Source organism: Streptomyces sp. NPDC031132, from assembly GCF_055570595.1.
In genome coordinates, this window is record NZ_JBVIGX010000018.1 from 1 (window position 1) to 25,271 (window position 25,271).

Here is a 25,271-nt window from a genome sequence, read left to right on the forward strand (position 1 = left end):
GGCTGTTTCAGGGGGGCAAACCCGGCCCCCGCGCCTCTGGGGCCCCCCCTCTTGGGGGGGCCCCACGGCGTGCAGCGGATCAGGCTTCGGTCGGAGCCGAGACGGACGGCTGCGACTGCTGCTCGGCCGCCGCGGTCTTCTTCGTCGCCCGCTTGGCCACGGTCTTCTTCGCCGTCGCCTTCTTCGCGACGGTCTTCTTGGCGGCCGTCGCCTTCTTGGCGGCGGTGGCCTTCTTCGCCGGGGCCTTCTTGGCGGCCGTCTTGCGGACCGCCTTCTTGGCCGCCGGGGCGGCCTCCTCGGCCTCTGCGGCCTCCGCTGCCACGGCCGGGGCCGGGGCGGCCTCGGGCTCGGCGGCGGGGGTCTCGACGACCAGTACGGCAGCCTCCGCCGCGCCAGCCGGGGAGCCGGCGGGTGCGGTGGCCTTACGGGTGGCACGCCGGCGCGGACGGGCCGGTGCGGCCTCCGCCACGGGGGCCTGCGCGACCGGCGCCTCGGCGACGGGCTCGGGCTCCGCTTCCACGACGGGCTCCGGGGCGGCCGGGGCGGCCGGCTCGGGCTCCGGGGCGGCCTCGGCCGCAGGAGCCGGAGCGCCCGCCGGGGCCGTGGCCTTGCGGGTGGCACGGCGACGCGTGCGGCCCTTGGGCGCGGCCTCGACCGTCTCGGCCGCTTCCACGGCCTCGACGACGACCTCGGAGACCGGCTCGAGCACCGTGTCGGCAGCCTCGGTCACCGGCTCGGCCTCGACGACCGGCTCCGCCGCCGGGGCGGCGACGGGCTCGGCCTCGGGGGCCGGAGCCGCCTGGGCGGCCGCACCGCGCGGGGCACCCGCCGGAGCGGTCGCCTTGCGGGTGGCACGGCGACGGTTGCGACGGCCGCTCAGGCCGGCCGCGGCCTCCGCCTCCGCCGGGCTGCCGTAGAGCTCCTCGTCCGCGACGAACGCCGGCTCGGGCAGCGCCACCGGCGCTGCGAGCTCGGCGGCCACCTCGGCCTCGGTCTCGGCCTCGAGCACCTCGTGCTCGACGGTCGCGGCGCCCTCGATCTCGTGGTCGTGCTCGTGGCCCCGGCCGCCGCGACGCTTCGCGCGCTTGCCGTTGCCACCGCCGCCGATCGCGGTCGGCGTCTCCATGTGCACGATCACACCGCGCCCGTTGCAGTGGACACAGGTCTCGGAGAAGGACTCCAGCAGGCCCTGGCCCACCCGCTTGCGGGTCATCTGGACCAGGCCCAGCGAGGTCACCTCGGCGACCTGGTGCTTCGTACGGTCGCGGCCCAGGCACTCCAGCATGCGCCGCAGGACCAGGTCGCGGTTCGACTCCAGGACCATGTCGATGAAGTCGATGACGACGATGCCGCCGAGGTCGCGCAGCCGCAGCTGGCGCACGATCTCCTCGGCCGCCTCCAGGTTGTTCCTGGTGACGGTCTCCTCGAGGTTGCCGCCCTGACCGGTGAACTTGCCGGTGTTGACGTCGATGACGATCATCGCCTCGGTCTTGTCGATCACAAGCGAGCCGCCCGAGGGCAGCCACACCTTGCGGTCGAGCGCCTTGGCGAGCTGCTCGTCGATCCGGTACGTCGCGAAGACGTCGACCTCGGAGGTCCAGCGGGACAGCCGGTCGGCCAGGTCCGGAGCCACGTGGTTCACGTAGCCGTGGATGGTCTCCCAGGCGCTGTCACCGCTGACGATGACCTTCGAGAAGTCCTCGTTGAAGATGTCGCGCACGACGCGGACGGTCATGTCCGGCTCGCCGTACAGCAGGCTCGGCGAAGAGGTCGAGATCTGCTTCGACTTCTTCTGGATGTCCTCCCACTGGGCCTGCAGACGCTCGACGTCGCGGCGCAGCTCGTCCTCGCTCGCACCCTCGGCGGCGGTGCGCACGATGACGCCCGCGTCCTCGGGGACGATCTTCTTGAGGATGGTCTTCAGGCGCGCGCGCTCGGTGTCGGGCAGCTTGCGGCTGATACCGGTCATCGAGCCCTCGGGCACGTAGACCAGGTAGCGGCCGGGCAGCGAGACCTGGCTGGTCAGGCGGGCACCCTTGTGGCCGATCGGGTCCTTGGTGACCTGCACCAGGACCGACTGGCCGGACTTGAGGGCGGACTCGATGCGGCGCGGCCCGTTGGCCATGCCGAGCGCCTCGAAGTTGACCTCGCCGGCGTACAGGACGGCGTTGCGGCCCTTGCCGATGTCGATGAACGCGGCCTCCATCGACGGCAGCACGTTCTGGACCTTGCCCAGGTAGACGTTGCCGACGTACGAGGTGGCTTCTTCCTTGTTGACGTAGTGCTCGACGAGCACGTTGTCCTCGAGGACGCCGATCTGGGTGCGCTCGCCGGCCTGGCGGACGACCATCACGCGCTCGACGGCCTCACGGCGGGCCAGGAACTCGGCCTCGGTGATGATCGGCACGCGGCGGCGGCCCTGCTCGCGGCCCTCGCGGCGGCGCTGCTTCTTCGCCTCCAGACGGGTCGAGCCCTTGATGGACTGCACCTCGTCGGACGGCTCGGCCTTCTCGCGCGCCGGGCGCGGCTCGCGGACCTTGACGACGGTGCGTACGCCGTCCTCCTCGCCCGCTTCGCCCTCGGCACCGGTGTCACCGCTGCGGCGGCGACGGCGACGGCGGCGACGGCTGGAGCTGGAGCCCAGGGCGCCGGTCTCGTCGTCCTCCTCCTCGGCGGAGTCCTCTTCCTCTCCCGCCTCCTGCTCGGCGGCCTCCGCCTCGGCCTCGTCCTCGGCGGACTCGTCCAGGTCGGCAGCCTCGCCGCGGCGACGGCGGCGGCCGCCACGACGGCGGCGGCGGGACGGGCGCTCGCCCGTCTCGTCGCCCTCTTCGAACTCGGCAGCCTCTTCGTCGAGCTCGGCGGCCTCGGCCTTGGCCTCGTCCTCCATGAGCTCGACGTCGGCCAGGGACACCGGCGCGGACTCGGCGGCCAGGGCGGCCTCGACCGCACCGCGGCCACGGCGGCGGCGACGGCCGGTCGGCTGCGGGGCGGGGGCCTGGGCGGCCTCGGCCTCGAGCTCGTCCTCCTCCTCGACCTCTTCCGCCTCGCCGGCTGCGGCGGCGGCCGCGGCGGCCATGGCGGCGGTCTCCGGGGTCTGGAACATCGGCTCGGTGAACACCGGGGCCTGGAACACGGCCACGGCGGGGCGCGCAGCGCGGCGGCCACGCGCCGGAGCGGCGGGCTCCTCCTCGGCGGCGGGCTCCACCGGAGCGGCGGCCTGGGCGGCCGGAGCGGCGGAGGCCGCGGAGCGGGTGGCGCGGCGGCGGCCGCCGCGCTTCGGGGAGTCCACGGCGTCGGCGACCGTGACGGTGGCCTTGGGAGCGGCTTCCTCCACGACGGCCTCGGCGGCGGGCGCCTCAGGGGCGGCGACGGCGCGGGTGGCGCGGCGACGGGCACGCGGCGCCGGAGCAGCGGCCTCCTCGGCAACCGGAGCAGCCGGGGCGGCCGGCGCGGCAGCCTCTACGACGGCCTCGGCAGCGGCCGGAGCCTCAGGGGCGGTCACCGCACGGGTCGCACGACGACGGACACGCGGCGCGGGAGCAGCAGCCTCCTCGACCGGAGCGGCCGGGGCGGCAGCCTCTACGACGGCCTCGGCGGCAGCGGGCGCCTCCGGGGCGGCGACGGCACGGGTCGCACGGCGACGGGCACGCGGCGCGGGAGCAGCGGCCTCCTCGACGACCGGAGCGGCCGGGGCAGCCTCTACGACGGCCTCGGCAGCGGCCGGAGCCTCCGGGGCGGCGACGGCACGGGTCGCACGGCGACGGGCACGCGGCGCGGGAGCAGCGGCCTCCTCGGCGGCCGGGGCGACGGCCGGGGCGACCTCGGCGGCAGGAGCCTCGGTGGCGGCCACGGCGCGGGTCGCGCGGCGGCGGGTACGAGCCGGGGCGGCGGCCGGAGCGGCCTCCTCGACGGGGGCGGCGGGGGCGGCCGGAGCGGCCTCGGTCACCTCGGCGGCCGGAGCGGCGGTCGCACCGGGCGGGCCGGCGGGCCGCGACGCGGCACGGCGACGCCTGCGCGGAGGCAGGTTGTCGCTCGGGCTGCCGCTGTCGGCGCCACCGGTGGTGTTGTTGGTTTCGTTGTTGAGCATGCGGGCGGTTCTCCCGTCACGCTCCCGGGCGCCGCGGCTGACTTCCGGTCCGGCACGGTCCCGCGCGATCAGCGCGGAACCGGCCTCCGGGGCGCGTTCGCCACACGGGAGCTGTAGTCCATGGCCGCCGGTTCCGTACGTCTTGTCCGTACGGCCTGGCGGAAGTCTTCAGGTCTGTGCGCGGCCCGACCCAGGTGGCTCCCGAGTGCCAGGGCTGCGCGACAACGACGATCCCTACGCGGCGGGACCTTCCGGCGCCTTCGCGTCGGCGGCTACGGCGGCCGTGGGTGGGGCGGCCGTGACAGCCTCGCGGTCGGGCGCGAGCGGGTCGGTCACCGTGCCGGACTCCTCGTCGAAGAGCCCCTGCGCCAGCCTGGTCACCGCTGCGGGGACCGGCGGCGCCAGGTCGGCCACAGCTCGGAGACCGGACAGGACGTCGTCGGGTCGCACGGCAGGTGTCAAATGCCGAACAACCAGCCGCAGTATCGCACAGGCATTGTCCAGCGGCCTATCAGCCGGGGTAGGAACCGCCTCGAGGCTCACTACGGCGCCCCGGGTGTCGAAGCTGCGCATGCCGTTCTTGGTGCGTCGCTGCACTTCCACCGCCTCGGCGGCGAGGAAGGCCTCGACCGCGCGCGCGGCGTCGGCGACCTCCACGCCCTCCAGCCGCAGCTCCCATACGGAGGCCGTCAGCCGGTCGGCGAGCCCGGAGGTACGGGCTTCGACGGCGTCGATGATGTCGAGCCCGAGCGGCATCGACTCGTCGAGCAGCTCGCGGAGCTTCTCGGGGTCGCGGGGCTCGGCGAGGGCGATCTCGAGGTACTCGGCCTCGCTGCCGGTGCCGGTCGGCGCGGCGTTCGCGTACGAGACGCGGGGGTGCGGGGTGAAACCGGCCGAGTACGCCATGGGCACCTCGGCGCGGCGCAGGGCCCGCTCGAACGCGCGCTGGAAGTCTCGGTGGCTGGTGAACCGGAGGCGGCCGCGCTTGGTGTAGCGCAGTCGGATGCGCTGCACCACCGGTGCGGGGGGTGGGCCTTCGGGCTGTCGCTTGCCCAGTGGTTCTTCTCCTTGTGCGGGGCTCCGCGGCTCGCGCGTCGCCCTGAGGTCTGGTGAGCCTGCCGGCCACACCGTGCCCTCCGGCTCACCCCTGCTTCTGTTCGTGCAGGGAGATCTCGGGGGCGGGCGCGTTTTTGCCTGCGGCTGTCGTACTACCCAGAGTACGCGCCCGTGACCTCGCCGGTTCCCGGCCGGGGCTCCCGAACAGCACCCTTCGCACATCGGCCCGGACTTCGCGGACGGTGGCGCGGACGGTGCGCCACACCTCACGTACGACATGTCCGACCGGCGTCAGCACGTGCCGGTACACCTGCGCCACGGGCCACCCGACGAGCACCCACCCGACCAGCCGGACTCCCCGCCAAACGGCCCGCACGATCCGTCCGGCGACGTGCCAGGCCCAGACGAGCACCTGCCAGAGGGGCACGAGCAGGTACCTGTACGCCCCGAGCCCGAGGGGCCGCAGCAGATACCGGTAGAGCGCGGAACCGATCGCGGCCAGCCCGTGCCCGAGGGGGGTCAGCACGTACCGGTGGAAAACGGCGCCCACCCACAGCAGCCCCCGCCCGACGGGCGCGAGCACGTACCGCCACAGCCCCACCCACGGCCAGACGAACAGGCTCATCCCGACCGCCCACGCCAGCCGTCCCAGGCCCTTGGCGAGCGGAGCGAGCAGGTACCGCGTCCCGCCGCGCCCGATCCAGGCCAGCGCCTCGCCGAGCGGACGCAACAGGTACGCGTACACGAGCCGCCCGGCGGGGGCGAGCAGGTACCCGTACACCGGCCGGACCACGTACCGCCACGACCCGACCCACGGCCAGACGAACACCAGCTTGAGCAGCACGGTCAGCGCCCAGCCGATGCCGCGCAGCACCGGCTGCAGCACGTACACGGAGAAGGGCCCCAGCACGTGCCGCTGAACGGCCTGCCCGAACGCGACGAGCAGATCCCAAACCACCCGTACGGGCAGTACGACGATCAACGCCACGATCTTGACGGGCACCCGGATGACGCCCACCAGGCACCCTTCGCCGCCGTCACCGGGAGGTCGCTTGTCGAGTTCCATACCCGTAGGACACGAGTGAGGCCCCCACCCGTTGCGGGTGGGGGCCTCTCGTGACTCAAGGGTTACTTCTCACTTCACGACCGACAGCGGCAGCAGCTTCTTGCCCGTCGGGCCGATCTGGATCTCGGTCTGCATCTGCGGGCAGACGCCGCAGTCGAAGCACGGGGTCCAGCGGCAGTCGTCGACCTCGGTCTCGTCGAGGGCGTCCTGCCAGTCCTCCCAGAGCCAGTCCTTGTCGAGACCGGAGTCCAGGTGGTCCCAGGGCAGGACCTCCTCGTACGTGCGCTCACGCGTCGTGTACCAGGCCACGTCCACGCCGTAGGCCGGCAGCGTCTTCTCCGCGGCCTCCATCCAGCGGTCGTACGAGAAGTGCTCGCGCCAGCCGTCGAAGCGGCCGCCCGACTCGTACACGGCGCGGATCACGTCGCCGATGCGCCGGTCGCCGCGCGAGAGGAGGCCCTCGACGATGCCCGGCTTGCCGTCGTGGTAGCGGAAGCCGATCGAGCGGCCGTACTTCTTGTCGGCGCGGATCTTGTCGCGGAGCTTGCCCAGGCGGGCGTCCGTCTCCTCGGCCGACAGCTGCGGCGCCCACTGGAACGGGGTGTGCGGCTTCGGCACGAATCCGCCGATCGACACCGTGCAGCGGATGTCGTTCTGGCCGGAGACCTCGCGGCCCTTGGCGATGACGTTGACCGCCATGTCGCCGATCTGGAGGACGTCCTCGTCGGTCTCGGTCGGCAGGCCGCACATGAAGTACAGCTTCACCTGGCGCCAGCCGTTGCCGTACGCGGTGGCCACGGTCCGGATCAGGTCCTCTTCCGAGACCATCTTGTTGATGACCTTGCGCATGCGCTCGGAGCCGCCCTCGGGGGCGAAGGTCAGACCGGAGCGGCGCCCGTTGCGGGTCAGCTCGTTCGCCAGGTCCACGTTGAACGCGTCCACGCGGGTCGACGGCAGGGACAGGCCCACCTTGTCGTCCGTGTAGCGGTCCGCGAGGCCCTTGGCGATGTCCGCGATCTCGGTGTGGTCCGCGGAGGAGAGCGACAGGAGGCCGACCTCCTCGAAGCCCGTCGCCTTCAGACCCTTCTCCACCATCTCGCCGATGCCGGTGATGCTTCGCTCCCGCACGGGGCGCGTGATCATGCCGGCCTGGCAGAAACGGCAGCCGCGGGTGCAGCCGCGGAAGATCTCGACGGACATGCGCTCGTGGACGGTCTCGGCGAGCGGGACCAGCGGCTGCTTGGGGTAGGGCCACTCGTCGAGGTCCATGACCGTGTGCTTGGACACGCGGTACGGGACGCCCGACTTGTTCGGGGCGACGCGCGCGATGCGGCCGTCGGGCAGGTAGTCGACGTCGTAGAAGCCCGGCACGTAGACCTGGCCGGTCTTGGCCAGGCGGAAGAGGACCTCTTCGCGCCCGCCCGGACGGCCCTCCGCCTTCCACGTGCGGATGATCTCGGTCATGTCGAGGACGGCCTGCTCGCCGTCGCCGATGACCGCGCAGTCGATGAACTCCGCGATCGGCTCGGGGTTGAAGGCCGCGTGGCCGCCCGCGAGGACGATGGGGTGGTCGACCGTACGGTTCCTGGCCTCGAGCGGGATGCCCGCCAGGTCCAGGGCCGTGAGCATGTTCGTGTAGCCCAGCTCCGTGGAGAAGGACAGGCCGAACACGTCGAAGGCGCCCACGGGGCGGTGGCTGTCCACGGTGAACTGCGGCACCTTGTGCTCGCGCATCAGCTCTTCGAGGTCGGGCCACACGCTGTACGTGCGCTCCGCCAGCACGCCCTCGCGCTCGTTCAGCACCTCGTACAGGATCATGACGCCCTGGTTGGGCAGCCCGACCTCGTACGCGTCCGGGTACATGAGCGCCCAGCGGACGTCGCACGCATCCCAGTCCTTGACGGTGGAGTTCAGCTCACCGCCGACGTACTGGATGGGCTTCTGAACGTGCGGAAGCAGGGCCTCGAGCTGAGGAAAGACTGACTCGGCGGGCATAGCAACCTTCGTGAGCTGGCAGGGGGCGACTATCAAGCGTAACCCGCTCTCAGCCGCCCCCTGAATCCCCGCAGTCCGCGGGGAGCAGAGCGCGCACCGGACGTCACACGAATCGCACGGCGGGTCACCCCCGTCACGGCGGGGAAAGGAGGCGCTCAGCGATTCAACGATCCGGCTGTCCTACGGTCACACCCCCAGGGCAGACCACGGCCCAGGGTCGGAGGCTTGCGCCCATACATCCGGGAGTTCCCGTTCGCGCCGCTCGGCCAGGGCTTCCTCGCGGGCGTAGAGCACGCCCCAGGTGAAGGCGGACTCTCCGGCTCCGGCCGCTTGTACGCCGAGGCCGTGCAGGGCTTCGCGGGCGACGACGCTGTCCTGGTGGTCTCCGAGCAGGCTCTGGACCGACTTCATGGCCTTGGCCAGCTGTTTTGCCGGTTTGCCGAGTGCGGGGACGGCGGCCTCCGCCGCGTAGCGGGCCCGTTTGGCGGCCTTGCGGGCTTCGTGGAGGGCCAGGTCGCACTCGTGGCCCGGCTCCAGGTCGAGGGCGCCCGCGACGCGCTTGGCCAGCCGCTCGTAGTCGCGCAGGGCGGCCTTGGGCAGGGCCTTCGCGGCGGGTTTGGCCGCGCCGGGGAGCAGGGGCGGGTCGGCCAGCAGGGCGTCGAGGGCGTCGAGCAGGGTCGCGTACCGCTTGGCGTCGAGCGCGGCGAGAGCCCGGCGCCGGGTTCCCGAACGGCGGGCGTTGTTCCAGACCCGCAGGCGGCCGCGGACGGGGCCGAGCACGAGGGCGCGGGGCAGCTCGCCGATCTGGGCCTGGATCCGCTCGGACAGGACTTCCTGGTCGCGGTCGAGGCCGAGCTCGGAGGCCAGCCAGCGCAGCTCTTCGCCGAGGGGGTCGGTGGCGGTGCGGTCGAGGACCTTGCGGTGGGTCTTGAAGGCGCTGCGCATGCGGCGGCAGGCGACCCGCATCTGGTGGACGGAGTCGGGCAGGTTGCGGCGGACGGCGGGGTCCTGGGCGACGAGGGCGTCGCGCTGTTCGCGCAGGTACGAGAGGACGTGCGCGCCCGCGGTGTCCTCGGCGGGGGCGGGCTCGGGCCGGGGAGGCGGTGCGGTGCCGGTCTCGGTGAGGGCGCGGGCGAGTTTGGAGGGGGCGTCGGAGACGTGGAGCCCGGCTTTGCGGAACTTCTTCTCGACGGCGTCGAGGAGGGCGGGGTCGACGCCGTCGGCGAGTTCGACCTCGACCTCGGTCCAGGCTGCGGCGGCCTCGTCGCGCTCGGCGCGGACGTCGTCGGTGGAGAGTTCGGCGAGGAGCGCGCCGCCGGCGTCGAGGAGGTGGGTGACGCGGCGCGAGGAGAGCAGCCGGACCTGGGGTTCCAGGGGGGTGTCGCGGACGCGGGAGCGGACGAGGGCGGCGAGGGAGCGGGGGACGGTGTCGCTGAGCGGGGCGGCGACCTCGTCGCGGACGCCCGGGGAGACGGGCAGTTTGAGGTGCCAGCCGGCGTCGGCGCCGCCGGTACGGCGTCTGAGGGTGAGGCCGTCGGCGGCGAGCCGCTGGTCGGGGGTGTCGTAGTAGACCGCGTCCAGGTCGACGGTGCCCTGCTCGGCGACGGCCGCGATCGCGGCCGTGCCGGTCAGGTCCGGGACTCCGCGGCGCGCGGCCTTGCTCGTCGTGAACTCGAATTTGCGCTCGATCTCGCGTTTCGTGTCCGCCATGGATCGAATTTAGTCCTGAACGGATCACGACGGCAGGGTGAACGGCGAATCGGCTGCGGAATGCGGCTGAAGATCGGCCCCGCTAGGCCGACATCGGCCGTTGGACCCTGATCGACTGCAGCAGTCCGACCGCCACCCACACCGCGAACATGGACGAGCCTCCGTAGGAGACGAACGGCAGCGGGAGCCCGGCCACCGGCATGATCCCGAGGGTCATCCCGATGTTCTCGAACGCCTGGAAGGCGAACCAGGCGATGATCCCGGCGCAGACGATGGTCCCGTACAGCTCGGTGGTCTCGCGGGCGATCATGCAGGCCCGCCAGAGAATGATGCCGAGCAGGAGCAGGATCAGCCCGGCGCCGAGGAAGCCGAGCTCCTCCCCCGCCACCGTGAAGACGAAGTCGGTCTGCTGCTCGGGCACGAACTGGCCGGTGGTCTGCGAGCCCTTGAAGAGCCCGGAGCCGGTCAGTCCGCCGGAGCCGATCGCGATGCGCGCCTGGTTGGTGTTGTAGCCGACGCCGGCGGGGTCGAGGTCGGGGTTGGCGAAGGCCGCGAAGCGGTTGATCTGGTACTCGTCGAGCACGCCGAGCTGCCAGATCAGGATGGCCCCGGCCGCGCCGGAGCCCATCAGCCCCAGCACCCAGCGGTTGGAGGCTCCGGAGGCGAGCAGCACGCCGAGCACGATGATGACCATGACCATGACGGAGCCGAGGTCGGGCATCAGCATGACGATGCCCATCGGGGCGGCGGCCAGGCACAGCGCCTTGACCACGGTGCGGTGGTCGGGGTGGGTGAGGTCGCCCGCGTCCACCCGGGTGGCCAGCAGCATGGCCATGACCAGGATGATCGTGATCTTCACGAACTCGGAGGGCTGGAGCGAGAAACCGCCGCCGAGCACGATCCACGCGTGGGCGCCGTTGATGGTGGCGCCGAGCGGGGTGAGCACGGCGAGGATGAGCAGCAGGGAGAGCCCGTAGAGGATCGGCACGGCGCCGCGCAGGGTGCGGTGGCCGAGCCAGATGGTGCCGATCATCAGGACGAGCCCGATGCCGGTGTTCAGGGCGTGCCGGACCAGGAAGTAGTACGGGTCGCCCTGGTTGAGCTGGGTGCGGTTGCGGGTCGCCGACCACACCAGCAGGGCGCCCATGAAGGACAGGGCGAGCGCCGAGAGGAGTATCGGCCAGTCGAGCCGGCGCAGCACCGAGTCGCGCGAGGTCAGTTTGGCCATCGCGCCGCGCTCGGGCGCGTACCGGGATACGGAGAACTTGTTGGCGGTCTGCATGTCGGTTTGCGGTCCTCAGTCGTGCCGTGCGGGGGACGCGGCGGGCGGCCCGGCGAGCGCGGGGGGCGGCTCTTCCGGCGACGGCGGCACGTACGGCCGGATCTCGGGGGAGTCGATGGAGCCGTCGGGGTCGATCTTGGGCAGTTTGGTCTCGGGTCCCGGCAGCAGGGCCTTCTTCAGGTCCTGGTTGCCCTCCATGTCGAGACCGTAGATGGCGTTGTAGAGGTTGCGGACGGCGGGGCCGGAGGCTCCGGAGCCGGTGCCGCCCTGGGAGATCGTCATGACGATCGCGAAGTCCTTGGTGTAGGTCGCCAGCCAGGACGTGGTCTGCTTGCCGTAGACCTGGGCGGTGCCGGTCTTGGCGTGCATCGGGATCTTGTCCTGCGGCCAGCCCATGAAGCGCCAGGCGGCGGTGCCGCCCGGCTCGGCGACCGAGCGCAGGCCCTTGTCGAGGTCGCTGATGGTCTTGGCGCCGATCGGCAGCCTGCCGTGGGCCTGCGGCTTGACCATCTCGGTGTGCTTGCCGTCGGGGCTGATCACGGCCTTGCCGACCGTGGGGTCGTAGAGGGTGCCGCCGTTGCTGATCGCGGAGTAGACGGTGGCCATCTGGATGGGGGTGACGAGTACGTCGCCCTGCCCGATGGCGAAGTTGATGCTGTCATAGGCCTTCAGCTGATTGCCTTCGAGGCAGCTCTCGTAGGCGATCTGCTCGACGTAGGTGCCGCCCTTCTTGCCCTGCTTGCACCAGGAGTCCTTGTTGGCCTTCCAGAAGTTCTGCTTCCACTTGCGGTCGGGGATACGGCCGGTGACCTCGTTCGGCAGGTCGATGCCGGTCTCGGCGCCGAGTCCGAACTCCCGGGCGGTCCGGTAGAACCAGTCGTGGGCGTCCTTCTTGGGCTTGAGCCCGCCGTCGCGCTGCCACTCCTTGTGCCCGAGGGCGTAGAAGACGGTGTTGCAGGAGAACTTGAGGGCCTCGCCCAGGGTGATGGGCCCGTGCCCCTTCGACTCGAAGTTCGCGAAGCTCCGGCCGCCCATGTTGTAGGAAGCGCTGCAGTTGTACTTGCCGTCGAAGTCGTAGCCGGCCCGCACGGCCGCGCTCGCCGACACCACCTTGAAGATGGAGCCGGCGGGGGCCTGGCCCTGGATGGCCCGGTTCAGCAGCGGGTAGTTCGAGCTCTTGCTGGTGAGCCTCGCGTAGTCCTTGCCGGAAATGCCGCCGACCCAGGCGTTGGGGTCGTAGTCGGGCTGGGAGGCCATCGCGACGACCCGGCCGGTCTTGGCCTCCATGACGACGACGGCGCCCGAGTCGGCCTCGTACTTGCGGCCGGTGATGTTGTCGGTCTCGTTGCGGACGGTCTTCATCGCCAGCTGGAGCTCGTACTCGGCGACGGCCTGGACCCGGGCGTCGATGCTGGTGACGAGGGTGGCCCCGGCCACGCCCGGGTCGGACTTGGTCTGGCCCATGACCCGGCCGAGGTTGTCGACTTCGTACGAGGTGACTTCCGCCTTGCCGCGCAACTGCTTGTCATAGGTGCGTTCGATCCCCGAGCGGCCGACCTGATCGGAGCGCAGATGCGGCGAGTCGGTGTCCTTGGCCTTCTGGATCTCGTCGTCGGTGACCGGCGAGAGGTATCCGAGCACCTGCGCGGTGCGGGCCCCGCCGGGGGCCGGGTAGCGGCGGACGGCGGTGGGCTCCGCGGTGATGCCGGGGAAGTCCTCGGGGCGTTCGCGCAGCTGCAGCGCCTGCTGCGTGGTGGCTTCGAGGGTGACCGGAATCGGCTGGTAGGGGGAGCCGTTCCAGCAGGGCGCGGGGGTCTGGGAGTCGCAGAGCCGGACCTTTTCCATGACCTCCTTGGGGCTCATGTCCAGGACGTCGGCGAGACGGGTCATGACGTCCTTGCCCTTGTCCTTCATCTTCATGAGCTTGGTGCGGCTGGCGGAGACGACCAGGCGGGTCTCGTTGTCGGCGAGCGGTACCCCGCGGGCGTCGAGGATCGAGCCGCGCACGGCCGGCTGGACGACCCGCTGGACGTGGTTGCTCTTCGCCTCGTGGTAGTACTCCGCGCCGTCGCGGATCTGGAGGAACCAGAGCCGGCCGCCGAGGGTGAACAGCGTCGAGAAGACGAGGACCTGGATCATGATCAGCCGGATCTGCACCCGCGGGGTGCGGCCGGTCTCCGGAACATTGGTCACGTCTGCTCCTCCCTCACAGCTTCTTGACGCTCTTCACACCCTTGATTCCCTTGACGCCCTTTATCCGGCCGGCCTTGTTGGCGCGGCTGCGGGCCGTCTTGAGCCGGAGGCCGCCGCGCTGGCTGCCGATGCGCAGGCCGGTGCCGCCGGAGAGCCAGCCGGAGGACACGTCGGCGGTCTTGGCCTGTCCGCCGTTCGCCTCGACGGCCATCGGGTCGTTCTCGGCGCGCCGGGCCAGCGCCATGATGAACGGCACGGTGAACGGGGCGAGCAGCAGGTCGTAGAGGGTCGCGGTGAACAGCAGCCCGGTCAGGCCCACGTGACGGGCCGCGGTGTCGCCGACGAGGGCGCCCACGCTCGCGTAGAGCAGGGTGGAGCCGATCGCGGCGGCGACGACGGTCAGCATCGGGCCCCAGGCGGAGCGGAACCGCCCGGAGTCGGGGCGGACCAGGCCGGCGGCGTACCCGATGACGCACAGGACGAGCGCGTACCGCCCGGCGGCGTGGTCGGCGGGCGGCGCCAGGTCGGCGAGCAGTCCGGCGGCGAAGCCGATGAGCGCGCCGCTGAGGTGCCCGTACACCAGGGCGAGGGCGACGACGGTGAGCAGGACCAGGTCGGGCACGGCGCCGGGCAGTTGCAGTCGGCCCAGGACCGAGACCTGGACGACGAGGGCGACCACGACGAGCGTGGCCGAGAGCAGGATCCGGTTGAAGCGCATGGCGGTCAGCTCCTACTCGTCGGCCGGCTTGCCGGGCACGCTGGCGGACGGGGACGGCGTGACGGTGACGGTGACCGTCGGGGTGGGCTTCACCTCGGGCTTGGGTGGAAGTACGGCGTCGCGCGGGTCCTCGCGGGGCGGCATGACGACGACGCCGACGATGTCCAGGCGCGAGAAACCGACGAACGGACGCACCCAGATGGTGCGGGTCAGGTCGCCGCGGGAGGGGTCGACCTTGACGACCTCTCCGATCGGGACGCCGGGCACGAAGGGCTTGTTGCCGCGGGAGCCGAAGGTGACGAGCCGGTCGCCCGGGTTCACCTTGGCCTTGCCGTTGAGCATCTGGACGGACAGGGCGCGGTCGCCCTGGCCGGTGGCGAAGCCGAGTTCGCCGGTCTTCTCCAGGCGGGTGCCGACGGTGAAGTCGGGGTCGTTGGCGAGGACGACGGTGGCGGTGTCGGGGCCCACGGTGGCGACGCGGCCGACGAGTCCCTCCCCGTTGAGCACGGTCATGTCGCGTTCGATGCCGTCCTTGCTGCCGGCGTCGATGGTGACGGTCCAGGAGAAGCCCTGGGCAGCTCCTATGGCGATGACCTCGGCGCCCTTGATGCCGTACTGTCCGGCGCCGGCCCGCTTGAGCATCTCGTCGAGCTCGCGGATGCGGCTGCGGGTCTGGTCGTCGCTGCCCAGCTTGGCCTTCAGGGCGGCGTTCTCGCGCTCCAGCGTGGCGATGCGGTTGTGCCGCTCGCCGGAGTCCCGTACCGCCCCTATGGCGTTGGCGACGGGGTCGACCGCGGTCGCGACGCCCTCTTCGACCGGGCCGAAGACCGCTGCGGCGGCCTGCCGGGCGCCGTCGACCGGTGACTCCTCGCCTGCCCTGATGTCCACCGTGATCAATGCGAACGCGATGGCGATCATGAGCACCAGGAGCAGCCGGCTTTCTCGTGTGTCCCTCACGTGCGGCGGCCGTGCCTTCCTCGTCGGATTCTTCTTCGTCTGTATATCAACGATCCGCCGCACGGGCGCGGCAGCACCCGTACGGCGGATCCTTGTGTTCCGCATGGCCCCCGGACGGGGGTCTGTATCAGCGCCGGGGCTGGGCGTCCAGGACTTGCTGGAGCGCCTCGAACTCCTCCACGCACTTGCCGGAGCCGAGCGCCACGGAGTCGAGCGGGTCCTCGGCGATGTGGATCGGCATGCCCGTCTCGCGGCGCAGCCGCTCGTCGAGCCCGCGCAGCAGGGCGCCTCCGCCGGTCAGGACGATGCCGCGGTCCATGATGTCGCCGGAGAGCTCCGGCGGGCACTTGTCGAGGGTCGTCTTGACCGCGTCGACAATGGCGTTGACCGGCTCCTCGATGGCCTTGCGGACCTCGGCTGCCGAGATCACGACCGTCTTGGGGAGGCCGGAGACCAGGTCCCGACCGCGGATCTCGGTGTGTTCGTCCTTGTCGAGGTCGTAGGCCGACCCGATGGTGATCTTGATCTGCTCGGCGGTCCGCTCGCCGAGGAGGAGCGAGTACTCCTTCTTGATGTGCTGGATGATCGCGTTGTCGAGCTCGTCGCCGGCCACCCGGATGGACTGCGCCGTGACGATTCCGCCGAGGGAGATGACGGCGACCTCGGTGGTGCCGCCGCCGATGTCCACGACCATGTTGCCGGTGGCCTCGTGGACGGGCAGGCCCGAGCCGATGGCGGCGGCCATGGGCTCCTCGATGATGTGCACCTGGCGGGCGCCGGCCTGCGTGGACGCCTCGATGACGGCGCGCCGCTCCACTCCCGTGATGCCGGAGGGGACGCAGACCACGACGCGCGGACGGGCCAGGTAGCGGCGCTTGTGGATCTTGAGGATGAAGTACCGGAGCATACGCTCGGTGATCTCGAAGTCGGCGATCACGCCGTCCTTGAGGGGCCTGACGGCGACGATGTTGCCGGGCGTCCGGCCGATCATCTTCTTCGCCTCGGAGCCGACCGCCAGAATGCCGCCGGTGTTCGTGTTGATGGCGACCACGGACGGCTCGTTCAGGACGATCCCCCGGCCCCTCACGTACACCAGCGTGTTGGCGGTCCCGAGGTCGATCGCCATGTCACGGCCGATGAACGACATGTTGTTCCCCTTGTTCCCCATGAGGAGCGTCTGGCCTTCCAGTTGATAGCGGCTGCTGTCAGGTCGGCGAGGTGGGTGTGTGGGTGGAGGCCCCATCGTAGTGCCGCAAGTATGAACACCGCGCGACGGGACTCCGGCAATCCCGCCGGAACGGAAACCCGCCCCCTTAGTGGTGACGACGTGTCCTGCCCATGCGTTCCCGCAAGTGCCCGGTAATACCGAAGGGCGACCGAAATTACTTCGGTCGCCCCAGGTCATGAGCGCTATTCGGCTGATGTTACGTCAGGAAGGACTCATCCGAGGGTGGGGAAGAACAGCTTCAGCTCACGCTCGGCGGACTCCTCCGAGTCCGAGGCGTGGATGAGGTTCTCGCGGGTGATGGTGCCGAAGTCCCCCCGGATGGAGCCGGGCGCCGCGGCGATCGGGTCGGTGGGTCCGGCCAACTGGCGGACACCCTCGATCACGCGTTCCCCTTCCACCACGAGCGCCACGATCGGGCCGCTCGCCATGAAGCCCATCAGGGGCTCGTAGAACGGGCGACCCACGTGCTCGGCGTAATGCTGCTCCAGGATGCTCCGGTCGAGCGTACGCAGCTCCAGCGCCGGGATGCTCCAGCCGGCCTTGCGCTCGAAGCGGCCGATGATCTCGCCCACCAGGCCACGCCTGACCGCGTCCGGCTTGAGCAGGACGAGCGTGCGCTGGGTCATGTTGTAACTCCTTGCGGCAAACGGGTGCGGTTCCCCGAGGCTACAGGGGCCGGGCACGGCAGGAGCACGGGCCCGTCAGGCCTGCGCCTCGCTCTGAGCGGCCCAGCGGGCCTTGATCGCGTCGATCTTGCCGCCGTAGTGCACCGAGCACCACCACAGCCCGGCGAACACCGCACCGAGGAAGAACATCATCGGTACGAAGAACCCGCTCAGGATCAGGCCGATCTGCAGGGCCCAGCCGATCTGCACCGCGCCCGGGCGCGACAGCATCCCGCACAACAGCACCGAAACCACCATGGCGACCCCGCAGACCGTCCAGACCGTGGCCTGGGTCAGATCCGGGTTCTTCATGGCGACCAGCCCCGCGAAACCGATCACGAAGAACTCGCCGATCAGCGTCGAAGCACACAGCGTGCGCATCCCTCAGCCCCTCTTCAGCAGCAGGCGGGCCTCGCCCACCGTGATCACGGAACCGGTCACCAGGACCCCGGCCCCTCCGTATTCGGCCTCTTCCTCCGCGAGGGTGATCGCCGCCTCCAGGGCGTCGTCCAGCCGCGGCTCCACCTGCACCCGGTCCGGCCCGAAGACCTCGACCGCGACCGCCGCCAGCTCGTCCGCGGACATGGCCCGGTGGCTGGAGTTCTCCGTGACGACGACCTCCGCGAAGATCGGCTCGAAGGCCTCCAGGACCCCCTTGACGTCCTTGCCGCCGCTCGCGGCCACGACGCCGATCAGCCGGCTGAAGCCGAAGGCCTCGGTCACCGCCTCGGCCGTGACCTGCGCGCCGGCCGGGTTGTGCGCCGCGTCCAGGACCACCGTCGGGCTGCGCCGCACGACCTCCATCCGGCCCGGCGAGGTCACCGAGGCGAAGGCCCTGCGCACGGTCTCCAGGTCCAGCTCCCGCGACTGCTCCGCCCCGACGCCGAAGAAGGCCTCGACCGCCGCCAGGGCCACCGCCGCGTTGTGCGCCATGTGGGCCCCGTACAGCGGCAGGAAGATCCCGTCGTACTCGCCGCCCACGCCGCGCAGCGTCAGCATCTGCCCGCCGACCGCCACCTCGCGCGCCACGACGCCGAACTCCATGCCCTCGCGGGCCACCGTCGCATCGACCTCGACGGCCTTCTTCAGCAGCACCTGCGCCGCGTCCACCGGCTGCTGCGCCAGGATCACGGTGGCGTCCTGCTTGATGACGCCGCCCTTCTCCTGGGCGATCTCGCCGGGCGTGCCGCCGAGGCGGTCGGTGTGGTCCAGGCTGATCGGGGTGATCACCGCGACCGAGCCGTCGATCACGTTGGTCGCGTCCCAGGTGCCGCCCATGCCGACCTCGACGACGGCCGCGTCGACCGGGGCGTCCGCGAAGGCCGCATACGCCATGCCGGTGAGCACCTCGAAGAAGGACAGCCGGAACTCCTCGGATGCGTCGACCATCTCCACGTACGGCTTGATGTCGTAGTACGTCTCGATGAAGCGCTCGGCGCTGATCGGCGCCCCGTCCAGGCTGATCCGCTCGGTGACCGACTGCACGTGCGGGCTGGTGTAGCGGCCGGTGCGCAGCTCGAAGGCGTTCAGCAGGGCCTCGATCATGCGGGCGGTGCTGGTCTTGCCGTTGGTGCCGGTGACGTGGATGGACGGGTACGCGCGCTGCGGTTCGCCGAGGACGTCCATCAGCGCGGCGATCCGGGTGACGGACGGCTCCAGCTTGGTCTCGCCCCAGCGGGTGGCGAGCTCCTGCTCCACCTCCTGCAGTGCCCTCGCCACCTCCGCGTCGAGGGGGTGCGCGGGCACCGGGTCGCCCTGGGGCGGTCCGGCCTGGGCGCGCAGGGTGCGGCTGCCGGCCTCGATCACCGCCAGGTCGGGGTCGCGGTCGGACTCTTCGGCCACGATCCGGTCGAAGACCTCGAGGGTCTCGTCGCGGTCGTCGGGTCCGTTGCTCTCGGGCTGCTGCTCACTCACGGGGCCAGTCTACGGACGGGGGGCCCGGGGACTTTCGACCCGGCCGTTTCGGGACGTTCGGCGCCCGGTGCGACCGGATCGTTATGCAAGCCTTGCGGGCAGGAGATAGGGGAACAAATGCCGCAGGCCAGTAGTAAGACGTCCGCTTCCAGCCGCGACATAGGGATCGATCTGGGGACCGCGAACACCCTCGTCTACGCCCGGGGGCAGGGAATCGTCCTCAATGAGCCGTCCGTGGTCGCCGTGAAGGCGGGCACCACCACCGCGCTGGCCGTCGGGACCGAGGCCAAGGAGACCATCGGCCGCACTCCCGGCTCCATCACCGCGATCCGCCCCCTGAAGGACGGGGTGATCTGCGACTACGAGGCCGCCGAGGAGATGATCCGGCACTTCGTCCGCAAGGCCGTGCCCGGGCGGCGGCCGCGCACCCGGATGGTGATCTGCGTGCCCTCCGGGGTCACCCCGGTCGAGCGGCGGGCCATCGTCCACGCCTCGACCCGGGCCGGGGCCAGGGCCGTCCACCTGATCGAGGAGCCGATGGCGGCGGCGATCGGCGCGGGCCTGCCCGTGGCCGAGCCGCGCGGCTCGATGGTGGTGGACATCGGCGGCGGCACCACCGAGGTCGCCGTCATCTCGCTCGGCGGGATCGTCACGTCCCGGTCGCTGCGGGTCGGCGGGGACCGGCTGGACGCCGCGATCATGGACTACGTACGCAAGGAGCACGGACTGCTCATCGGCGAGCGCAGCGCCGAGGACGTCAAGGTCGGCATCGGATCGGCGTGGCCGGTGCCCGACCGGCCGGAGCTGGAGACCCGGACCTTCACGGTGCGCGGCCGGGAGCGGGTCGGCGGTATGCCGAAGACGCTCTCGCTGGGCGCCGCGGACGTACGGGCCGCGCTCGACGAGCCGGTCGAGGCGATCATCGCCGCGGTGCGCACCACCCTGGAGGAGTGCCCGCCCGAGCTGTCCGGCGACGTGATGGAGCACGGCATCGTCCTGACCGGCGGCGGCGCGCTCCTGCCCGGCCTGGACCTGCGGATGGCCTCCGCGACGGGGATCCCGGTGTTCGTCGCCGACGCCCCGCTCGACTGCGTGGCCCTGGGCTCCGGCAGGTGCGTGGAGGACCTGGACACCCTGAACAGCCTGCTGGTCCCGGCGAAGGCCTGACCGCGGCCGTCCGCGGCTGTTTCCCCGGCTGTCCGTGGCCGCCCACGGCTGTCACCGGCTATCCGCGCGGGAGGGTGGCCACCACCGTGTACGAGTCCTCCGTGCGCGTCGCCGTCAGGGTTCCGCCCAGGCTGCGCACGCGCTCGGACATGCTCGCCGTGCCCGAGCCGGCCGAGACGGGGGCGCGCACCGGCGTACGGGCGGGCAGGCCGTTGCTGACCGCGATCCGCAGCTGCGGGCCGTCCGCCGCGATCGACACGTCGACGGTCTCCCCGCCGGCGTGCTTGGCCGCGTTGGTCAGGCACTCCTGCACCACTCGGTACACCGCGGCCTGCCGCAGCGGCGACAGCCCGTGCACCTGCGGATCCAGGGCCAGCCGTACGGGGGAACCCGCCCGCCCGCTCTCCTCCGCGAGGGCCGGCAGCCCGTCCACCCCCGGGGTCGCGGCCCGCTCCCCGCGCTGCACGATGATCTCGTTGAGCACCAGATGCGCCCGGCGCGCGGTGTCGGCCAGCTCCTCGAAGTCCTTGGCGTGCGCCGACTCGCGCGCCCGCACCGACAGCACCTCGGAGCGCACCGTCAGCAGCGTCAGCTCCCGCCCGACGAAGTCGTGGACGTCGCGGGCGACCGAGGTGCGCTCCTGCTGGACCGCCTGCAGGACGGCCGATTCGGCCCGCCGGGCGGCCAGCTCGCGCACCAGGTCGTGCCGGTAGGCGGCGATGCCGACGGCCGAGGCGAGCACCCCGATGGGCACGACCAGGCTCAGGAACGAACTGAGCGACTGCGCCCGCGGTTCGGGCCAGCCCGGGACGCTGAAGACGATCAGCGCGAAGGCGACGTACCCGAGGGTGGCGAGGACCGCGGGCCGGCGCCCCCGGTAGCGGCCGACCGAGTAGAGCGCGAACTGGATCAGCGTCAGCTCGTGCAGCCAGGCGATGAACAGCAGCGCGGTGATGTACGAGATCCAGGGCGCCCGGCGGCGCACCACCAGGCTCGAGCACCCGGCGGCGAGCACGACGGCCGCCATCGGGCCGCTGAGCGAGTTGTCCGCGGCGGCCAGGCCCGGCAGGTCCAGTGCCATCAGGCCGAGGCAACTGAGTGCGGTGAGCACGTCAAGCGCCCGGGGAGACCCGGTCCAGCTCTCGGCGAGTCGGCGGCCGGTGGCCGCGGCCCGGCGGAGCACCGGGGCGACGGGCGGGACGTGCATGCCTTCCATCATCCGTGCTCGCCGAGGGGGATCGGATCAGTCGACCGGCCCGAAAGCGTGATGTCCGACACTCCGGACAACTCGGGACAACACCGAAAAGGGTCCGCGAGGTCCCGCCCGCCCCGTCAGGGCGCGGAAGCGGCACCCGGGGCCGCTGTCACCCCACGCGTCGGCCCCCGAGCGAGGTGCTCGGGGGCCGAAGGTTCACCGTATGTGCGTGTGGTTCACCGTGCGCACGGGTTACGCGGCGGGCATCGAGTCCAGCTGCGCCTGGATCCGGGCGATGTCCGCCTCGGCCTTGGTCAGCCGGCCCTTGATCTTGTCCACGACGTTGTCGGGGGCCTTGGCCAGGAAGGCCTCGTTCCCGAGCTTCGCCTCGGCCTGCTGCTTCTCCTTCTCCGCGGCCGCGAGGTCCTTGGAGAGGCGCTTGCGCTCGGCGGCCACGTCGATCGTGCCCGACAGGTCGAGCGCGACGCTGGCGCCGGAGACCGGCAGGGTGGCGGTGGCCGTGAAGGCCTCGCCCTCCGGCTGGAGGCGCAGCAGCTGGCGCATGGCCGCCTCGTGCGCGGCCAGCGGCGTACCGGCCAGGTCCAGACGGGCCGGGACCCTCTGGCCGTCCTGGAGGCCCTGCTCCTTGCGGAAGCGGCGGACCTCGGTGACGACGGCCTGGACGCGCTCGATCTCGGCCTCGGCGGCCTCGTCGCGGAAGCCGCTGTCCTTGGGCCACTCGGCGATGACGAGCGACTCGCGGCCGGTCAGCGTGGTCCACAGCGTCTCGGTGACGAACGGGACGACCGGGTGCAGCAGCCGCAGCATGACGTCGATGACCTCGCCGAGCACGCGCCCGGAGACCTTGGCCTGCTCGCCGCCAGCGAAGAACGTCGTCTTCGACAGCTCGACGTACCAGTCGAAGACCTCGTCCCACGCGAAGTGGTAGAGCGCCTCGCTGAGCTTCGAGAACTGGAAGTCCTCGTAGTACGCGTCGACCTGAGCGACCGTCTTGTTCAGGCGGGACAGGATCCAGCGGTCGGTCGCCGACAGCTGCTCGACCGGCGGCAGGTCGCCCTCGATCGTCGCGCCGTTCATCAGCGCGAAGCGCGTGGCGTTCCAGATCTTGTTGGCGAACTTGCTGGAGGCCTGGACCCAGTCCTCGCCGATCGGCACGTCGGTGCCCGGGTTGGCGCCCTTGGCCAGGGTGAAGCGGACGGCGTCGGAGCCGTACTTGTCCATCCAGTCCAGCGGGTCGACGACGTTGCCGAAGGACTTCGACATCTTCTTGCCGCGCTCGTCGCGGACCAGGCCGGTCAGCGCGATGGTCTTGAACGGCGCCTCGCCGTCCATGGCGTACAGGCCGAACATCATCATCCGGGCGACCCAGAAGAAGATGATGTCGTGGCCGGTGACCAGGACGTCGGTGGAGTAGAACTTCGCCAGGTCCGGGGTCTTCTCCGGCCAGCCGAGCGTGGAGAACGGCCACAGGCCGGAGGAGAACCAGGTGTCGAGGACGTCGGTGTCCTGGTGCCAGCCCTCGCCGGTGGGCGCCTCGTCGTCCGGGCCGACGCAGACGATCTCGCCGTCCGGGCCGTACCAGACCGGGATCCGGTGGCCCCACCACAGCTGGCGCGAGATGCACCAGTCGTTGAGGTTGTCGACCCAGTCGAAGTAGCGCTTCGACATCTCCTCGGGGTGGATCGAGACGCGGCCGTCGCGGACGGCGTCGCCGGCGGCCTTGGCCAGCGTCTCGACCTTGACCCACCACTGGAGGGACAGGCGCGGCTCGACGGTGGTGCGGCAGCGGGAGCAGTGCCCGACGGAGTGCAGGTACGGGCGCTTCTCGGCGACGATCCGGCCCTGCTCGCGCAGCGCCCCGACGACCGCGGAGCGGGCCTCGAAGCGGTCCAGGCCGAGGAAGGGGCCGTGGACGGTGATGATGCCGTGCTCGTCCATGATCGTCATGGCCGGCAGGTCGTGGCGCTGGCCGATCGCGAAGTCGTTCGGGTCGTGCGCCGGGGTCACCTTGACGGCGCCGGTGCCGAACTCCGGGTCGACGTGCGTGTCGGCGACGACCGGGATGGTCCGGTCGGTCAGCGGCAGCTTGATCTGCTTGCCGATGAGGTGCGCGTACCGCTCGTCGTCCGGGTGGACGGCCACGGCGGTGTCACCGAGCATCGTCTCGGCGCGCGTGGTGGCGACGACGAGGGAGTCCTCGCCCTCGCCGTACTTGATCGAGACGAGCTCGCCCGCGTCCTCCTGGTACTCCACCTCGATGTCGGAGATGGCCGTGAGGCAGCGGGGGCACCAGTTGATGATGCGCTCGGCGCGGTAGATCAGCTCGTCGTCGTAGAGCTTCTTGAAGATCGTCTGGACGGCCTTGGAGAGGCCCTCGTCCATGGTGAACCGCTCGCGCGACCAGTCGACGCCGTCGCCGAGGCGGCGCATCTGGCCGAGGATCTTGCCGCCGTACTCTTCCTTCCACTGCCAGACGCGCTCGACGAACTCCTCGCGGCCCAGGTCGTGGCGGGACTTGCCCTCCTCGGCGAGCTGCTGCTCGACCTTGTTCTGGGTGGCGATACCGGCGTGGTCCATGCCGGGCAGCCACAGCGATTCGTAGCCCTGCATGCGCTTGCGCCGGGTCAGGGCGTCCATGAGCGTGTGCTGGAAGGCGTGCCCCAGGTGCAGGGAGCCGGTGACGTTCGGCGGCGGGATGACGATGGTGTACGCGGGCTTCTCGCTCGCGGGATCGGCCGTGAAGTACCCACGCTCCACCCAGCGCTCGTAGAGCTTCCCCTCTACCTCGGCCGGAGCGTACGCCGTCGGCAGTTCGGAGTTGGGGCTGCTGGGTGTCTGCGTGTTCTCGGTCACGAGGCACAGTTTAGAGCCGTAACAGTCCAGCTATGAAACCGGTAATCAAGGGGCCCGCTGCCCCGGGCCCGGTCGGCTTCCGCCAGGATGTGAGAAACGTATAAGCAACCTCAACAGGGGGACGCGGGATGAGCTACAACCAGCCAGGACCGTACGGGCAGCAGCCGCAGCAGCCGGGACCTTACGGGCAGCAGCCCCCGCCGCCGGGCCCCTACGGGCAGCCCGCACCGCAGCCGGGTTACGGCTACCCGCAGCAGCCGGGCGTGCCTCCGCAGGGCTACCCCCAGCAGCCGCAGCCGCAGCCGGGCTACGGCTACCCGCAGCAGCCCCCGTACGGTGGGATGCCCCCGCAGCAGCCCCCGAAGAAGTCCAAGGCCGGCGTGATCATCGCCGTGGTCGTAGCGGTCGCCGTGATCGCGGGCGCGGGCTGGTACTTCACGAAGGGCGGCGGCGCCTCGGGCACGGTGGCCGCAGACACCAAGGGCTACAAGCTGGTCGCCCCGGAGACGGTGGGCGACTTCAAGAAGGACCCGAAGTACAAGGACACGCCCCTCAGCGACAAGGACAAGACCGAAGCTGAGGCCATGGGCATCAAGAACCCCACCAAGGTGGCGCAGCAGTACCAGTCCGGCGACCCCAGCAACCCGTTGTCGGCCAAGGCCCTGAACTTCTCGGGCCTGTACGGCGACATCGCGGACCCGGAGAAGGCGGTGGACGCGTACTTCGCCACGGCCAAGCTCAACGCCGGCAAGGACAAGTCCATGTCGGTGGACCTGATCGGAAGCCCCCAGGCGGTGACCCCGTCGGGCTTCAGCGGTGCGGTCATGAAGTGCCAGGAGATGAAGTTCACCTCGACGAGCACGAGCACCACGGCCAAGGGCCCGAAGGAGTTCACGCTGCCCGTCTGCATCTGGGGTGACTACAGCACCCTGAGCGTGGTCAGCGCGACCGACCTGGCCTCGGTCCTCGCGGGCAAGACGGGCTACACCCTGGAGCAGACCTCCGAGCTGGCGGCGAAGCTCTACAACACCGCCCGCGTCAAGAAGTAGCGGCGGCGCCGCAGCAATGCGGAAGGGGGGGGAGGGCGGGGGGGGGGGGGGCCCCCCCCCCCACCCGTCGGGGCGGCGGAGACTCTCCCTTTCGGGCTTGGTTCTTTCTGGGGAG

The 25,271-nt window shown here is 71.3% G+C and carries 17 protein-coding genes; 2 read left to right on the forward strand and 15 right to left on the reverse strand.

Features of this window, described 5'->3' with window-relative positions:
- Positions 1 to 79: 79 nt before the first annotated feature.
- The 13 genes from ACZ49B_RS24565 to folC all read right to left on the reverse strand — a co-directional run bounded on the left by ACZ49B_RS24565 (position 80) and on the right by folC (position 18,871).
- Entirely contained in the window at positions 80 to 4,087 is a 4,008-nt protein-coding gene (locus ACZ49B_RS24565) for an Rne/Rng family ribonuclease (RefSeq protein ID WP_468309599.1), read from the reverse strand.
- 234 nt (positions 4,088 to 4,321) lie between these two features.
- The gene (locus ACZ49B_RS24570) at positions 4,322 to 5,101 is read right to left on the reverse strand and encodes a TIGR03936 family radical SAM-associated protein (RefSeq protein WP_468309866.1); all 780 of its coding nucleotides are present in this window, start codon (positions 5,099 to 5,101) and stop codon (positions 4,322 to 4,324) included.
- Between the two features lie 127 nt (positions 5,102 to 5,228).
- Positions 5,229 to 6,209, reverse strand: coding sequence for a hypothetical protein (locus ACZ49B_RS24575; protein WP_468309602.1), 981 nt, complete (start codon positions 6,207 to 6,209; stop codon positions 5,229 to 5,231).
- Between the two features lie 69 nt (positions 6,210 to 6,278).
- Positions 6,279 to 8,204: a TIGR03960 family B12-binding radical SAM protein gene (locus ACZ49B_RS24580; protein WP_468309605.1), complete on the reverse strand. Its 1,926-nt coding sequence runs from the start codon at positions 8,202 to 8,204 to the stop codon at positions 6,279 to 6,281.
- A 186-nt stretch (positions 8,205 to 8,390) separates the two neighbouring features.
- Positions 8,391 to 9,914, reverse strand: a complete 1,524-nt coding sequence (locus ACZ49B_RS24585; protein ID WP_468309608.1) for a CYTH and CHAD domain-containing protein — start codon at positions 9,912 to 9,914, stop codon at positions 8,391 to 8,393.
- Positions 9,915 to 9,996: 82 nt separating this feature from the next.
- Positions 9,997 to 11,196, reverse strand: coding sequence for a rod shape-determining protein RodA (rodA, locus tag ACZ49B_RS24590; RefSeq protein ID WP_468309611.1), 1,200 nt, complete (start codon positions 11,194 to 11,196; stop codon positions 9,997 to 9,999).
- A 15-nt stretch (positions 11,197 to 11,211) separates the two neighbouring features.
- Complete coding sequence (gene mrdA, locus ACZ49B_RS24595) at positions 11,212 to 13,389, reverse strand: penicillin-binding protein 2 (protein ID WP_468309614.1); 2,178 nt, start codon at positions 13,387 to 13,389, stop codon at positions 11,212 to 11,214.
- Between the two features lie 13 nt (positions 13,390 to 13,402).
- Positions 13,403 to 14,107: a rod shape-determining protein MreD gene (gene mreD / locus ACZ49B_RS24600; RefSeq protein WP_468309617.1), complete on the reverse strand. Its 705-nt coding sequence runs from the start codon at positions 14,105 to 14,107 to the stop codon at positions 13,403 to 13,405.
- A 12-nt stretch (positions 14,108 to 14,119) separates the two neighbouring features.
- Positions 14,120 to 15,064 (reverse strand): rod shape-determining protein MreC, encoded by a 945-nt coding sequence (mreC, locus tag ACZ49B_RS24605; protein ID WP_266629293.1) that lies wholly within the window; start codon positions 15,062 to 15,064, stop codon positions 14,120 to 14,122.
- 127 nt (positions 15,065 to 15,191) lie between these two features.
- Positions 15,192 to 16,211, reverse strand: a complete 1,020-nt coding sequence (locus ACZ49B_RS24610) for a rod shape-determining protein (protein WP_008738981.1) — start codon at positions 16,209 to 16,211, stop codon at positions 15,192 to 15,194.
- Positions 16,212 to 16,504: 293 nt separating this feature from the next.
- Positions 16,505 to 16,918, reverse strand: a complete 414-nt coding sequence (gene ndk, locus ACZ49B_RS24615) for a nucleoside-diphosphate kinase (RefSeq protein WP_399251650.1) — start codon at positions 16,916 to 16,918, stop codon at positions 16,505 to 16,507.
- A gap of 75 nt (positions 16,919 to 16,993) precedes the next feature.
- Positions 16,994 to 17,338: a DUF4233 domain-containing protein gene (locus ACZ49B_RS24620; protein ID WP_468309620.1), complete on the reverse strand. Its 345-nt coding sequence runs from the start codon at positions 17,336 to 17,338 to the stop codon at positions 16,994 to 16,996.
- A gap of 3 nt (positions 17,339 to 17,341) precedes the next feature.
- On the reverse strand, positions 17,342 to 18,871 hold the full coding sequence (gene folC / locus ACZ49B_RS24625; RefSeq protein ID WP_468309622.1) for a bifunctional tetrahydrofolate synthase/dihydrofolate synthase: 1,530 nt from the start codon (positions 18,869 to 18,871) through the stop codon (positions 17,342 to 17,344).
- Positions 18,872 to 18,988: 117 nt separating this feature from the next.
- Here folC and ACZ49B_RS24630 point away from each other — a divergent pair, with 117 nt between their 5' ends.
- Complete coding sequence (locus ACZ49B_RS24630) at positions 18,989 to 20,038, forward strand: rod shape-determining protein (RefSeq protein WP_468309624.1); 1,050 nt, start codon at positions 18,989 to 18,991, stop codon at positions 20,036 to 20,038.
- A gap of 58 nt (positions 20,039 to 20,096) precedes the next feature.
- On the opposite strand, the gene ACZ49B_RS24635 is transcribed toward ACZ49B_RS24630, so the two are convergent.
- Together ACZ49B_RS24635 and ACZ49B_RS24640 are read right to left on the reverse strand one after the other, a co-directional pair.
- Positions 20,097 to 21,245 (reverse strand): sensor histidine kinase, encoded by a 1,149-nt coding sequence (locus tag ACZ49B_RS24635; RefSeq protein ID WP_468309627.1) that lies wholly within the window; start codon positions 21,243 to 21,245, stop codon positions 20,097 to 20,099.
- 240 nt (positions 21,246 to 21,485) lie between these two features.
- Positions 21,486 to 24,107: a valine--tRNA ligase gene (locus ACZ49B_RS24640; protein ID WP_468309630.1), complete on the reverse strand. Its 2,622-nt coding sequence runs from the start codon at positions 24,105 to 24,107 to the stop codon at positions 21,486 to 21,488.
- Positions 24,108 to 24,235: 128 nt separating this feature from the next.
- Between ACZ49B_RS24640 and ACZ49B_RS24645 the strand changes: the two genes are divergently transcribed.
- A complete protein-coding gene (locus tag ACZ49B_RS24645; RefSeq protein WP_468309633.1) occupies positions 24,236 to 25,156 on the forward strand; it encodes a hypothetical protein in 921 nt (306 codons plus the stop codon).
- The last annotated feature ends 115 nt before the right edge of the window (positions 25,157 to 25,271 follow it).